This window comes from Serratia sp. ID 25-353 (assembly GCF_054792795.1).
Genome location: NZ_CM139236.1, coordinates 3,719,150 through 3,733,339 on the forward strand (window position 1 = coordinate 3,719,150; position 14,190 = coordinate 3,733,339).

The following is a 14,190-nucleotide window of genomic DNA, read 5'->3' on the forward strand; positions in this document are numbered from 1 at the left end:
AATATTCATACATATAAAGTGAATTTTAATTCAATTAGACAATCAGGGAATCGGACTATGAGCACCGGCAATGCGTTCTACCAACGTCACTTTCTGAGGTTAATGGATTTCACCCCCGCCGAGCTGCAGGCGCTGTTGCGGCTTTCGGCCGATCTGAAGCAGGCCAAGAAGCAGGGGCAGGAACAGCGCCGGCTGCAGGGCAAAAACATTGCGCTCATCTTCGAAAAAGACTCGACCCGCACGCGATGCTCTTTCGAAGTTGCCGCATTCGATCAGGGCGCGCAGGTCACTTACCTCGGCCCAAGCGGCAGCCAGATCGGCCATAAAGAGTCGATGAAAGACACCGCCCGGGTGCTGGGCCGCCTGTACGACGGTATTCAGTACCGCGGCTACGGCCAGGCGCTGGTGGAAACCCTGGCGGAACACGCCGGCGTGCCGGTATGGAACGGCCTGACCGACGAGTTTCACCCTACCCAATTACTGGCGGATCTGCTCACCGTGCAGGAGCACCTGCCGGGCAAGGCGCTGAGTGAAGTGAAGCTGGCGTACGTCGGCGACGCGCGCAACAACATGGGCAACACGCTGCTGGAAGCCGCCGCGCTGGCGGGCATGGATCTGCGGCTGGTGGCGCCGAAGGCCTGCTGGCCACAGCCGGAGCTGGTGGCCGAGTGCCAGGCGCTGGCGCAACAAACCGGCGCGAAACTCACCCTGACCGAAGACATCGCCGAAGGGGTGCAAGACGCCGACTTCCTCTACACCGACGTCTGGGTCTCGATGGGTGAACCGAAAGAGACCTGGCAGGAGCGTATCGCGCTGCTGCGGCCGTATCAGGTCAACATGGCGATGCTGAAGCTGACCGGCAACCCGAACGTGAAGTTCCTGCACTGCCTACCGGCGTTCCACGACGATCAAACCACGCTCGGCAAGCAGATGGCGCAACAGTACGATCTGCACGGCGGCATGGAAGTGACCGACGAAGTATTCGAATCGGCGCACAGCGTGGTGTTCGATCAGGCGGAAAACCGGCTGCACACCATCAAGGCGGTGCTGGTCGCCACGCTGAGCGAAACCCTCTGATTGTCCCCCCCTCCGCCCTGGCGCCCCCGGCCAGGGGGGCTAATATATTCCTGGAATATCAAATAGCGGATTGACCTTTGCCCACCGCCGGCAAAGGTTCTACCGTGACAGGCCGACGGCGCCCGCGCCGTAAAAACCAACGATAACAAACCGTTCTCAGCGCCGCCTTGCGGCGCCTTCAGGGGATACACATCGATGAAAACCAAACTCTTGCCGCTGTTCCTGCTCGCCGCCCTGCCCGCCGCCGCGTTAGCCGCCACGCCGCCGAATACGCTGGTGGTGGTGCAATCGCTGGATGACATCGTCAGCCTCGATCCGGCGGAAGCCAACGAACTCTCCAGCATCCAGACGGTGCCCAGCCTGTACCAGCGCTTGGTGCAGGCGGATCGCGACGATCCGGCCAAGGTGGCGCCGGTGCTGGCGGAAAGCTGGCAGAGCGATGCGGCGGCCAAAACGCTGACGGTGAAACTGCGGCCGCAGGCGGCGTTCGCCTCCGGCAACCCGCTGACCGCCGACGACGTGATCTTCTCCTACAGCCGCGCGGTCAAAATGAACAAATCGCCGGCGTTCATCCTCAACGTGCTCGGCTGGCAGCCGGACAACATCGACGCGCAGCTGAAGAAGATCGACGAACATACGGTGCAGCTGCGCTGGACGGCGGACGTCAGCCCGGCGGTAGCGTTGAATATCCTCTCGACGCCGATCGCCTCGATCGTCGACAGCAAAGCGGCGCTGGCCAACGTCAAAGACGGCGACTTCGGCAACGCCTGGCTGAAAATGCACTCCGCCGGCAGCGGCCCGTTCAAAATGCGCGTCTATCAGCCGCATCAGGCGATCGTGCTGGACGCCAACCCCACCACGCCGGGCGACAAGCCGCAGCTGAAAAACATCATCATTAAAAACGTGCCGGATCCGGCCACCCGCCGCCTGCTGATCCAGCAGGGCGACGCCGATATCGCCCGCGAACTGGGCGCCGATCAGACCGACACGCTGAAAAACCAGCCGGGCGTCAAGGTGCTGGAGATCCCGTCCGCCGAGCAAAACTACCTGGTGTTCAACACCGGCAACGGCGCCAATCCGCTGCTGAATAACCCGGCCTTCTGGGAAGCGGCGCGCTACCTGGTGGATTATCAGGGCATCACGAAGGATCTGCTGAAGGGCCAATACTTCGTGCACCAGAGCTTCCTGCCGGTCGGGCTGTCGGGCGCGCTGGAGACCAATCCGTTCCGCTACGATCCGGCCAAGGCGAAAGCCATCCTGGCCAAGGCGGGCATCACCCACGCCGCCTTTACGCTGGACGTGGAGAACAAGCCGCCGTTCATCACCATCGCGCAGGCGCTGCAGGGCAGCTTCGCCGCCGCCGGCGTGAAGGTCGAGCTGCTGCCGGCCGCGGGCAGCCAGGTTTACTCCCGCGTGCGCGCCAGGCAGCATCAGGCGGCGATCCGCCTGTGGATCCCGGATTACTTCGACGCCCACTCCAACGCCAGCGCCTTCGCCTACAACGACGGCAAAAGCAGCACGGTGGCCGGGCTGAACGGCTGGCAGATCCCGCAGTTGAACCAGCAGACGCTGGCGGCGCTGGCCGAAGCCGATCCGGCCAAGCGCCGCGCGCTGTACACCGCCATGCAGCAGGAACTGCAGCGCAGTTCGCCGTACGTGTTTATCGATCAGGCCAAAACCGAAGTGGTGCTGCGCGACAACGTCAAAGGCTACCAACAGGGGCTGAACGCCGACATGGTCTACTACGATCGCGTCAGCAAATAGCCGGCGGGCGGCCATCGCCGGCCAATCGATTGCGGGGCGGCAAAAAACGGCGTTTTAACGCTTGCAGTGGCGAAAAGCGCGAGTATAATGCGCCACAATTTGCCAGGAGAAAGCATGAAAAACGACGTTTGTTTTGTTAGCCGCAATCGACAAAACCGACTGCCTATCGGCGGCCAGCTGCCGTTGTTTCTCCTGTTGCTAAACCGATCGTTTCAAGCCCCTCATTGAGGGGCTTTTTTTTGCCTTAAAAAATTATGCCCGAAAGATTTCGGGGCGCAGCCAGGCGGCAAGCGCTGGAGTTCCCAGGAGCTTAGACCACTAAGTGACTGGGGTGACGGCGGGCAGCCAACGCCGCTGCGGCTTGAAAGATAAAGGGCATACCCAAAGTCCCGCGCCACGGGCACGCGTCGAGGAGGAGTGAAAAATGGCCAACCCGCTGTATCACAAACACATCATCTCTATTAACGATCTCAGCCGCGAGGATCTGGAGCTGGTGCTGCGCACCGCCGCCGGTCTGAAAGCCAACCCGCAGCCGGAACTGTTGAAACACAAGGTGATCGCCAGCTGCTTCTTTGAAGCCTCGACCCGTACCCGCCTGTCGTTCGAAACCTCGATGCACCGCCTCGGCGCCTCGGTGGTCGGTTTCGCCGACGGCAGCAACACCTCGCTCGGCAAGAAAGGCGAAACCCTGGCCGACACCATCTCGGTGATCAGCACTTACGTGGACGCCATCGTGATGCGTCATCCGCAGGAAGGCGCGGCGCGCATGGCCTCGGAGTTCTCCGGCAACGTGCCGGTGCTTAACGCCGGCGACGGCGCCAACCAGCACCCGACCCAGACCCTGCTGGATCTGTTCACCATCCAGGAAACCCAGGGGCGCCTGAGCAATCTCAGCATCGCCATGGTCGGCGACCTGAAGTACGGCCGCACCGTGCACTCGCTCACCCAGGCGCTGGCCAAGTTCGAAGGCAACCGCTTCTACTTCATCGCCCCGGACGCGCTGGCGATGCCGGCCTACATCCTGAAAATGCTGGAAGAGAAAGGCATCGAGTACAGCCTGCACAGCAGCATTGAAGAAGTGGTGCCGGAGCTGGATATTCTCTACATGACCCGGGTACAGAAAGAACGCCTCGATCCTTCCGAGTACGCCAACGTGAAGGCGCAGTTCGTCCTGCGCGCTGCGGATCTGGCCGGTGCGCGCGCCAACCTCAAGGTGCTGCACCCGCTGCCGCGTATCGACGAGATCGCCACCGACGTGGATAAAACGCCGTATGCTTACTACTTCCAGCAGGCGGGCAACGGCATCTTCGCCCGCCAGGCGCTGCTGGCGCTGGTACTCAACGCCGATTTGGCTCTTTAAGGGGGAACCGCCATGACTCACGACAACAAACTGCAGGTCGAAGCGATCAAATGCGGCACGGTGATCGACCACATTCCGGCGCAGATCGGTTTTAAACTGCTGACGCTGTTCAAGCTGACCGCCACCGACCAGCGCATCACCATCGGCCTGAACCTGCCCTCCAACGAGCTGGGCCGCAAGGATCTGATCAAGATCGAGAACACGTTTCTGACCGAGCAGCAGGCCAACCAGCTGGCGATGTACGCGCCGAAGGCCACGGTGAACCGCATCGACAACTATGAAGTGGTGCGCAAGCTGACCCTCAGCCTGCCGGATCACATCGACGGCGTGCTGACCTGCCCGAACAGCAACTGCATCAGCCGCAGCGAGCCGGTGGCGTCGAGCTTCAGCGTGAAGCCGCGCGACGGCGAAGTGCACCTGAAGTGCCGCTACTGCGAAAAAGAGTTCGAGCATCAGGTGGTGTTGCAGGCCGACTGAATTCTGCCCTTTTAACGGGAGCGGCGCTGTTAATCTGCGCGTCACTCCCTATAATGGGAGCCTGAAAATAACTCTACCCACGTTGCTACCCACCGAATTTCAAGCTGCGGCCGACCGCGCGGCGGCGTGAAAGACAACGGGTCTATCAGGAGAAAACATGTCACGTAACATCAGCACTGAACTCGCCCCGGCAGCCATTGGTCCTTACGTGCAGGGCGTTGATTTGGGCAGCATGATCATCACTTCCGGCCAGATCCCGGTCGATCCGAAAACCGGCGCCGTTGCCGACGACGTCGCCGCTCAGGCGCGTCAGTCGCTGGAGAACGTCAAAGCGATCGTCGAAGCCGCCGGCCTGATCGTTGCCGACATCGTGAAAACCACCGTGTTCGTGAAAGACCTGAACGACTTCGCCACCGTCAACGCCGCGTACGAAGCCTTCTTCACCGAGCACAGCGCGCCGTTCCCGGCCCGCTCCTGTGTAGAAGTAGCGCGTCTGCCGAAAGACGTGAAGATCGAAATCGAAGCCATCGCCGTGCGTCGTTAATCGACACGCTCGCGAATGACGGTCAGCTTTGGCTGGCCGTTTTTATTGATAAGAATTTTATTAATCCAATTAATTTATAGCGATAGCGTAATATCGCTCACATTTACAATCCCACAATAAAAATACGCCTATAATTGTTTTTCACCCGGCCGGGTCATTGCTGTTTCATTTCGTTCACCCCGTGAATAATGACAGGAGATAACCATGGCACCTAGCGTATTGGATTATTTTATCCAACAAGTTTCCCGTTATCCGGAAAAACTTGCCGTCGTCGGCGATAATAAACACCTGACCTACCGTCAATTGGATGAAGCCAGCAACGCACTGTGCGCGCTGTTGCGACGGCGGGGCGTGGCACCCGGCAGCTATGTGCCGCTCGTCACGCTGCGCACGCCGGAAATGCTGATCGGTATGTTGGCGATCGTCAAAGCCGGCGCAGGCTATATTCCCATCGACGCGCGTTACCCGGAAAAAAGAATACAGGATATCGTTACGCAAAGCGGTTCCCCTTTAATACTCGCCAGCAACGCGACGATTGCGTTATCGGAAAATAACTTCAGCGAGGATATTATTTATATTGATAATATATCAACTTCGCCGCAGGAAAATATAACGTCAATCTCTCCGCCTCCCGATGCCATCGTTTATCTCATTTTCACTTCAGGCACCACCGGCAAACCGAAAGGTGTGCTGATCGAACATCAGTCGCTGCTGAATTTAATTCTCTGGCATAACAAGCAATTCGCGATGGATGCCGAAAGTCGTTCTACGCTGATCGCCGGCTTGAGTTTCGACGTCGCGCAATGGGAGGTCTGGTCGCCTCTGACCAGCGGCGGCACACTGTATCTGCCGCCGGAAGACGCTCGCCTGCAGCCGGAAGTGCTGCTGGCCTATTTTGCCGAACAGGGTATCACCCACGCCAGCCTGCCCGCCGTGCTGGTCGCCGACGTGGTCGGCGCGCCGCAACCGACCAATCTGGCGCTGCGGTATCTGTTCAGCTCGGGGGAGAAACTCCATCCGATCGATCTGCGCAGCATCGATTATCCCTTGATCGATTACTACGGCCCGACAGAAGCCACCATATTCGTCACCTGCAACCGGGTGGCTTGCGCCACGCAAAATCCGCCCGCCAGCATTGGGCGGCCCATCGGCGATACCGAAATATTCATCCTCGATGACCGACTGCAGCCCGTGATCGGCGATCGCCCCGGCGAGCTGTATATCAGCGGTCGTTGTCTGGCGCGCGGCTACCTGAACAATCCGGCGTTGACCGCCGAGCGCTTCATCACCCCGCCTCACTTCGCCGGGTTACGTCTGTACCGCAGCGGCGATCGGGCTCGCTGGCTGGCGGATGGCCGCATTCAATATCTGGGCCGTATCGACGATCAGGTCAAAATCCGCGGCAATCGCATTGAACTGGGCGAAATCGAAAACGCCATGCTGCAGGTGGCGGGCGTTCGTAAAGCGGTGGCCGCCGTGGCGATGGCAGATGATCCGCTGGGCAAGAAAATCGTGGCGTTTCTGATCGCGAAGAGTGACGGCGAAAGCGTGATCGCACGCGTCCGACAGAAACTGAAAGAAACGCTGCCCAGCGCATTTCTGCCCGCCGATTATCGTTTACTGCAACACATGCCGCTGAACAACAACGGCAAGATAGACAAAGCGGCCCTGTTGGCGCATTACCAACCGGTCAGCGCCGGCGTTGCGCAGCCGCTGACCGCCGACCAGCGCGTCGTCGCCGATCTGTGGCGCTCGTTGCTGAAAGTGGAACAGCCTGCAACCGACGATGATTTTTTCTCGCTGGGCGGCCACTCGCTGTTGGCGGCCAAGCTGATGGCGGCGCTGGCCAAGGCGTTCGCCGTCGAGACCTCGGTGCACGACATCTATGAATATCCCACTCTGGGTGCCCTGGCGCAGGCACTGGCACAACGCAGAGACCGGCAACCGACACAGCGGCAAGGCGCAGCGCGTGCCTTGCAAGATGATGTGTATTTGCCGTCGGATCTCGTCATCGATCAGACGTTCGATCCGCGGCAAATCAGCGCGCCGCGCGCCATTTTGCTCACCGGCGCCACCGGTTTCGTCGGCGCGCATCTGTTGGCCGATCTGCTGCGCACCACCGATGCCGAGCTGTACTGTCTGGTGCGCGACGGCGCCAAACTGCCGCCGAGACAGCGGCTTGAGGCAGTGCTGCAGCGCTACCGGATCGCGCTGAACGCCAGCCAGCACGCGCGCATTCATATGGTGCCTGGCAACGTCGCGGAACACGACTTTTCGCTGACGCCTGCGGCCTACAGGACGTTAAGCCGAGATATCGACCTGGTTTACCATTCGGCCAGCGCGGTGAATTTTATCCAGCCTTACGCCTACATGAAGCGCGACAACGTGCAGGGCCTGCGGGAAATCATTCGCTTCGCGGCGCAGAGCCGCACCAAACCGCTGATGCTGCTGTCGACCATCTCCGTTTACAGCTGGGGGCATCTGCACACCGGCAAACGGGTGATGCGGGAAAACGACGATATCGATCAAAACCTGCCGGCGGTCAGCCGCGATATCGGCTACGTACGCAGCAAATGGGTGATGGAAAAGATCGCCGATTTGGCGGCGGCGCAAGGCCTGCCGCTGATGACCTTCCGCCTGGGCTACGCCACCTGCCACAGCCGTACCGGCGTCAACGCCGATTACCAATGGTGGGGGCGGCTGGTGAAAACCTGCATCAGCAGCGGCACGGTGCCGGATTTACGGGATATGCGCGAAGGGTTGACCACGGTGGATTACATGACCCGGGCCATCGCCCACGTCTCTCGCAATCCGCAAGCGCTGGGGCAGAAATTCAACCTGATCCATCAAGGTGACAATAATCTGACGCTGCGTGAGTTTTTCAGCCTGCTGGAGCGCGAGTTCGGTTATCGTTTTCGCCCCTTGCCCTTCGCACAATGGCGGGCCCAATGGGAAAACGACAGCGACGCGCCGCTGTACCCGCTGCTCAGCCTGTTCAAGGACCACATGGTAGACGAGCTATCGACGGTGGAGCTCTATCAAGACACCTATCGGTGGGACTGCAGCAACCTGCAACGCTTCTTGCAGGGCAGCGGCATCGATGAGCCGCGCTTCACCCGCCAGCTGCTGCTGAATTATCTGCAGCACGCCATCGGGTATGCGCCGCTGTCGCTACGGGCGTAACAAAACCGGGGCTCAGCTGGCCGAGCCCCGTCACCCTCACTCCGTTTTAAGGCCGCGCAGCAGCGCCTCCAGCGGGTACACCGCCGCAATCACCACTTCGTCGCGCGTCTGCGCCGCCGCATCCAACCGGCGCTGCGCTTGCTCGGCCTCGGCCCGGCTCAGCGGTTTGCCCTGCTGATAGCGATCCAGCAGCGTTAAGCCCAGCGTGGCCAAAGCGTCAACGTCCTGCGCCACCGGCGCCAGCTCCCGCAGCGTGCGGTTGCCCGCGATCGCCGTCTGCACTGCAGCGCCGTTCGCCTGCCAGCGCTGCAGCCGTTCGCGCAGCGCCTGCGCCGCCGCCTTATCGCGCTTATCCTTCAGCAAGGCCGCGACCTGGGCATGCATGTCGCGTACCGCGCCGCTCTCCGGCGGCAGCGCATCGGCAAAGCGGTTCAGCGGTTCGAACTGGTGATAGTTGCCGGCCTGGAACTTCAGGTGCTGGCGGGTGTAATACTGCGCCGGCTCCACCGCCTCGGCCAGGATCTGCAGCGGCAGGATCTGCACGCTGTTGCTCAGCCGGGTGAATTCGCGCGCCGTTTCCGCGTGCTGCTGCAGGCCGACCGACACCACCGACCAGGCGTCGATCGCCGCCAGCCGCCGGTACATGTTGCTTTCGTCGGTGACGTCCTGTGCCGACCACAGCCGCTCCGCCACCGCGAAGGCGCGCGGCCACAGCTTGAGATCGAGAAGCGGCGCACGCACGTTTTCCGCCCACAGCGCCGCTTCACCGCCGAGAATGTTGGCTTGCCCTTTCTCGTCCGGCACCACCGGCATCTTGCCCGCCGGCACCGCCGCCAGTTTGTCGCCCTGGGTGGGGTAGCGCACGTTGCCGACCAACATATAGCCGCTGAGCTTGTCCTGCTGCAGCGTGAACACCGGCCGCGTGTCACCCATCCAGGTATCGACGCGGAACGTCACCTGCTGCGGCGTGCGCCAGACGATGTCGTGCACCGCGCGGCGCGATTTGCCGTTGAAATCGATAAAGCCGCGCCAGCCCTGTTTGCCCTCGATCAGCGTGAAGCTGCCCTCCACCGCGCTGCCCTTTAGGCGCGGCATGCTGAAACGCCAGCTTTGCGCCTGCTCGCCAGGTTGCACCGCCGTCTCGACCCCCAGCGGCTGCGGCAGAATTTCATTGCGGTAGTGATAGGCGGTGCTTTGCGGCTGATCGAGGTAGAAACCGGTGGAGAGAATGCCCTGATAGCCGTCCTGGGCGCTGGCACCCAGCGAGTCTTGCCCCTGCCAGGACTGAATGACGATCGAGCGCGGCAGCGACGGATGGTAGATCTCGTCCCAGCCAACCATCTGCCGCTGGTGTTTCTCGAGGATCTTTTCCAGCTTTTGGTTGAAGTAGGCCTGCAGCGCATGGGTATCCGCCAGCCCGTTCTTCTGCATAAACGCCTGAATCGACGGCGACGCCCGCCACTGGCTGGCGTCAACTTCGTCGCCGCCGATGTGCAGATAAGGATCGGGGAAGATCGCCGCCAGCTCGCCGACGATCGTGTCGACAAACTGATACACCTCGTCGCGGGTCGGATCGAGCGTCGGCTTATGCACGCCCCACTCGCGCTCCATGCGATACGGCCCCGGCGCGCTCATCAGGGCGGGATAGGCCACCGCAATGCTGGAGGCGTGCCCCGGCATGTCGATTTCCGGCACCACGCGAATGCCGCGCGCCGTGGCGTAAGCCACCACCTGCCGCATCTGCTCGCGGGTATAGAACTGGCCGTCGCTGGCCTGCTGCTGAAGCTTGGGGTAATGCTCAGAGGCAAAGCGCCAGCCCTGATCGTCGGTCAGGTGCCAGTGGAACACGTTAAGCTTGGCCGCCGCCATGCCGTCGAGCTGGCGCAGAATGTCCGGCAGCGGCAGGAAATGACGCGCCGAATCCAACAAAACGCCGCGCCACGGGAAGCGCGGCACGTCGCGGATATCCACCAGCGGCAGGAAGGTATTTTGCCCGTCGGTCTGCAGCAGCTGCAGCAGGGTTTCCATACCGCGCAGCGCGCCGAATCGGGTGTTGGCGGTCAGCGTGGCGCCCTGCGGCGTGACCGCCAGCCGGTAACTCTCGTCGCTGCCCGGCAGCGGCTGCGCCGCCACCCGGTCTTTAATCATCACCCTGATCGCCGCGCCGTCCTTCGCTTCACCCGCCGGCGCCAGCGTCCAGCCGGTCTGCAGTTCGATGCGCTGGCGCCAGCGCGGCAGCGCGTCGCCCAAGTCGTCACCCTGCAGCGTCAGGGACAAACGGTGATCCAGCACCAGCTTGCCCGCCGGTTGCGTCACTTCCACCTGCTGCGGCCAGGGCATCAGCGGCAGATCGCCAGCCGGCTGCGCCAGCGCGCCGCAAGAAAACCATAACGATGAAGCCAGTAGCGTATAACGGAAAGGTCTGTGCATCGGAAATTCCTCAGAGGAAAAAAACAAAATATCCCCAATGAATTTCAAACCACCGCTAGGCGGCAAGCGCCCGCATCCCCAAGCGCTTAGGTCTGCTAAGTCACTGGGGGGCGGGCGTACAGCCAACAACGCGGTGGCTTGAAAGGCGCAGGGGAAAACAGCCAACGCTGTAGATAAAGACTCAGCCCAGAACAGATGTCCAACCGTTGCGGTGAAAAAGCGGACGGGATCACAGTTGCCCCCTCCCGGCCGGAGGGGGCGAACGGGTTATTGCCAGCCGTAGCGGCGCACGAACCAGCCTTTCACGCACTGGGTCAGCACCATGTAACCGGCGAGGATCAGCACCAGCCACGGGAAGTAGCCGAGCGGCAGCGCCTGCAGCTGCAGGAAGCCGGCCAGCGGCGAGAACACCAGGCCGATGCCGGTGGCGATCACCGCCAGCGTCATGATGCACAGCGGCCAGGACGGGCGGCTCTGGATAAACGGAATTTTGCGCGTGCGGATCATGTGCACGATCAGCGTTTGCGACAGCAGCCCTTCCACGAACCAGCCGGACTGGAACAGCGTCTGCATTTCCGGCGTATTGGCCTTGAATACCCACCACATCAGGCTGAAGGTCAGCACGTCGAAGATCGAGCTGATCGGCCCAAAGAACACCATAAACCGCCCCAAATCGGCGGAGTTCCAGCGCTGCGGCTGGGTGATCTGATCGTCGTCGACGTTATCGAACGGGATGGCGATCTGCGAGATGTCGTACATCAGGTTCTGAATCAACAGGTGCAGCGGCAGCATCGGCAGGAACGGCAGGAAGGCGCTGGCGATCAGCACGCTGAACACGTTACCGAAGTTGGAGCTGGCGGTCATCTTGATGTATTTCAGCATGTTGGCGAAGGTACGGCGCCCTTCGATCACCCCCTGCTCCAGCACCATCAGGCTTTTTTCCAGCAGGATGATGTCCGCCGCTTCCTTAGCGATGTCCACCGCCGAATCGACGGAGATGCCGATATCGGCCGCGCGCAGCGCCGGCGCGTCGTTGATGCCGTCGCCCATAAAGCCCACCACGTGCCCCTGGCGGCGCAGCAGTTTGACGATGCGCTCTTTGTGCAGCGGCGTCAGCTTGGCGAACACCGTGGTGCGCGCCGCCGCCTGCGCCAGCTGCTCGTCGTCCATCTGCTCGATCTCGCTGCCGCGCAGCAGACTATCGGCCTCCAGCCCGACGTCCCGGCACACTTTGGCGGCCACCAGCTCGTTGTCGCCGGTGAGGATCTTCACCGTGACGCCGTTCTGTTTCAGCGCCGCCAGCGCCGGTGCAGTGCTCTCCTTCGGCGGATCGAGGAAGGCGACGTAGCCTTCGAGGATCAGATCCGACTCGTCCGCCACGCCGTATTCATGGGTTTGCGCCGGCAGGATCTTGTTGGCCACCGCCACCACCCGCAGCCCCTGCTGGTTGAGATCGTCGGTGATGCGGCGAATGCGCGCCAGCAGCGCCTCGCTCAGCGGGATCACCTCGTCTTCGTGGCGCACGTGGCTGCAAATCGCCAGCATCTCTTCCAGCGCGCCCTTGCACACCAGCTCGTGATACTCGTTGTCCTTGGCCACCACCACCGACATGCGGCGGCGCACGAAATCGAACGGGATCTCGTCCACCTTGCGGTAGTTTTGCAACGCTTCCGGCTGCCGATTCTGCTCAGCGCAGCTCAGCACCGCCACGTCGAGCAGGTTTTTCAGCCCGGTCTGGTAGAAGCTGTTCAACCAGGCGTAGCGCAGCACCCGCTCGCTGCCGGCGCCGAACGCATCGGTGTGGCGCTCCAGCACGATCTTGTCCTGGGTCAGGGTGCCGGTCTTGTCGGTGCACAGAATGTCCATGGCACCGAAGTTCTGAATGGCGTCCAGGCGTTTGACGATCACCTTCTGGCGCGACAGCTTCACCGCCCCTTTGGCCAGCGTCGAGGTGACGATCATCGGCAGCATTTCCGGCGTCAGCCCGACCGCCACCGACAGCGCGAACAGCGCCGCTTCCCACCAGTCGCCCTTGGTGTAGCCGTTGATCAGCAGCACGATCGGCGTCATCACCAGCATAAAGCGGATCAGCAGCCAGCTGACCTTGCTGATGCCGCTCTGGAAGGCGTTCGGCTGCTCATCCTGGCTGGTGACGCGCTGCGCCAGCTGGCCGAAATAGGTGCCGCCGCCGGTGCCGATCACCATCGCCAGCGCGGTGCCGCTGACCACGTTGGTGCCCATGAAGCACAGGTTGCGGCAGTCGAGCGGATCGGCCGCCAGCGCCTGCGGCGCCGCGGATTTTTCCACCGGCAGCGATTCGCCGGTCAGCGCCGCCTGGCTGATGAACAGATCCTTGGCCGACAGCAGGCGCAGATCCGCCGGGATCATGTCGCCGGCCGCCAGCTTGACGATATCGCCCGGCACCAGCTGCGCGATTGGCAGCTCCACGTGTTCGCTCTTGCCGGTGAGCGCATCACTGCGGATCACCGTGGCAGTGTTGCTCACCATCGCTTTCAGCGCATCAGCCGCCCGGTTGGAGCGCGCCTCCTGGATGAAGTTCAGCAGCGTGGAGATCAGCACCATCAGCGCGATCACCAACGCGCCGGTGAGATCCTCGGTGGCGTAAGAGATCATGCCGAGCGCGGTCAGCAGCAGGTTGAACGGGTTGCGGTAGCAGTGCCAGAGGTGCTGCCACCAGGCCTCTTTCTGCTGATCGTCGATGACGTTCTCGCCGCAGCGCCGGCGCACCTGTTCCGCCTCATGGGCGGTGATGCCTTCCGGGTGGCTGTGGAAACGCTCAAACAGCTGCATTGTCTCTGCGGCGGCACAGTCCAGCCGCTGCTGCGCCAGGCCGGCCGGCATATCGCGCGCAGCGCCGCCGACGCCGTCCAGCAGGCTGTCGCGGCGCACCAAACGGCGCGGAAGGCCGCGGGCGAACAGGCCCAGCAGCTGACGGGGGAGTTTTTTCAGTTTCATGGTTCGCACCTCGTCGCCCGGTGCCTCACGGCAGCGGGTAAACGGGGATCGTCACCGGCCGGGCGGATGGCGGGCACGCCAAAAAGCCTCTGCCAACGCAGATCCTTATTCTTTTTCAGCAGCAGGAGCGAACGACGAAGCGCGCGCCACCGGTTACCGTGATGTACTTCACCGGTAAAACAGCAGCGCCAGGCGGAGAGGTTTTACCGGTGAACCGAGTGAGTGTCTAAAGCAGTCGGGTCGGGGTCCATATGGGGAATAACCTCCGGTAAAGGGAAAAACAGAGCGGCAGGAGCGGCCGTTCATCGCAATGTCACAATCCCGTTTTGCCTCAAGATCCGCGTAGGAAAATGAGCTATGCTGACGGGCATTGTTTTAC

At 61.8% G+C, this 14,190-nt stretch carries 8 protein-coding genes; 6 read left to right on the top strand and 2 right to left on the bottom strand.

The features are described 5' to 3' along the window. The first annotated feature begins 57 nt into the window (after positions 1-57). The 6 genes from argF (at position 58) to ACYF6X_RS18005 (ending at position 8,405) form a co-directional block, all read left to right on the top strand. Positions 58-1,077 (top strand): ornithine carbamoyltransferase, encoded by a 1,020-nt coding sequence (gene argF, locus ACYF6X_RS17980; protein WP_049294756.1) that lies wholly within the window; start codon positions 58-60, stop codon positions 1,075-1,077. Positions 1,078-1,272: 195 nt separating this feature from the next. Continuing rightward, positions 1,273-2,841, top strand: coding sequence for an ABC transporter substrate-binding protein (locus tag ACYF6X_RS17985; RefSeq protein WP_130017462.1), 1,569 nt, complete (start codon positions 1,273-1,275; stop codon positions 2,839-2,841). 424 nt (positions 2,842-3,265) lie between these two features. Beyond that, on the top strand, positions 3,266-4,201 hold the full coding sequence (gene pyrB / locus ACYF6X_RS17990; protein ID WP_049271187.1) for an aspartate carbamoyltransferase: 936 nt from the start codon (positions 3,266-3,268) through the stop codon (positions 4,199-4,201). A 12-nt stretch (positions 4,202-4,213) separates the two neighbouring features. Continuing rightward, the gene (pyrI, locus tag ACYF6X_RS17995) at positions 4,214-4,678 is read left to right on the top strand and encodes an aspartate carbamoyltransferase regulatory subunit (protein WP_038879023.1); all 465 of its coding nucleotides are present in this window, start codon (positions 4,214-4,216) and stop codon (positions 4,676-4,678) included. A 157-nt stretch (positions 4,679-4,835) separates the two neighbouring features. Next, positions 4,836-5,222, top strand: a complete 387-nt coding sequence (gene ridA / locus ACYF6X_RS18000) for a 2-iminobutanoate/2-iminopropanoate deaminase (RefSeq protein WP_004933379.1) — start codon at positions 4,836-4,838, stop codon at positions 5,220-5,222. Between the two features lie 204 nt (positions 5,223-5,426). Next, a complete protein-coding gene (locus tag ACYF6X_RS18005) occupies positions 5,427-8,405 on the top strand; it encodes a non-ribosomal peptide synthetase (RefSeq protein ID WP_165384364.1) in 2,979 nt (992 codons plus the stop codon). Between the two features lie 36 nt (positions 8,406-8,441). Here the strand turns inward: ACYF6X_RS18005 and ACYF6X_RS18010 are convergent, their stop codons facing one another. Both ACYF6X_RS18010 and mgtA read right to left on the bottom strand, forming a co-directional pair. Then, the gene (locus ACYF6X_RS18010; RefSeq protein WP_130017461.1) at positions 8,442-10,835 is read right to left on the bottom strand and encodes a beta-N-acetylhexosaminidase; all 2,394 of its coding nucleotides are present in this window, start codon (positions 10,833-10,835) and stop codon (positions 8,442-8,444) included. 267 nt (positions 10,836-11,102) lie between these two features. Further along, the gene (gene mgtA / locus ACYF6X_RS18015; protein WP_130017460.1) at positions 11,103-13,811 is read right to left on the bottom strand and encodes a magnesium-translocating P-type ATPase; all 2,709 of its coding nucleotides are present in this window, start codon (positions 13,809-13,811) and stop codon (positions 11,103-11,105) included. Positions 13,812-14,190: the final 379 nt, after the last annotated feature.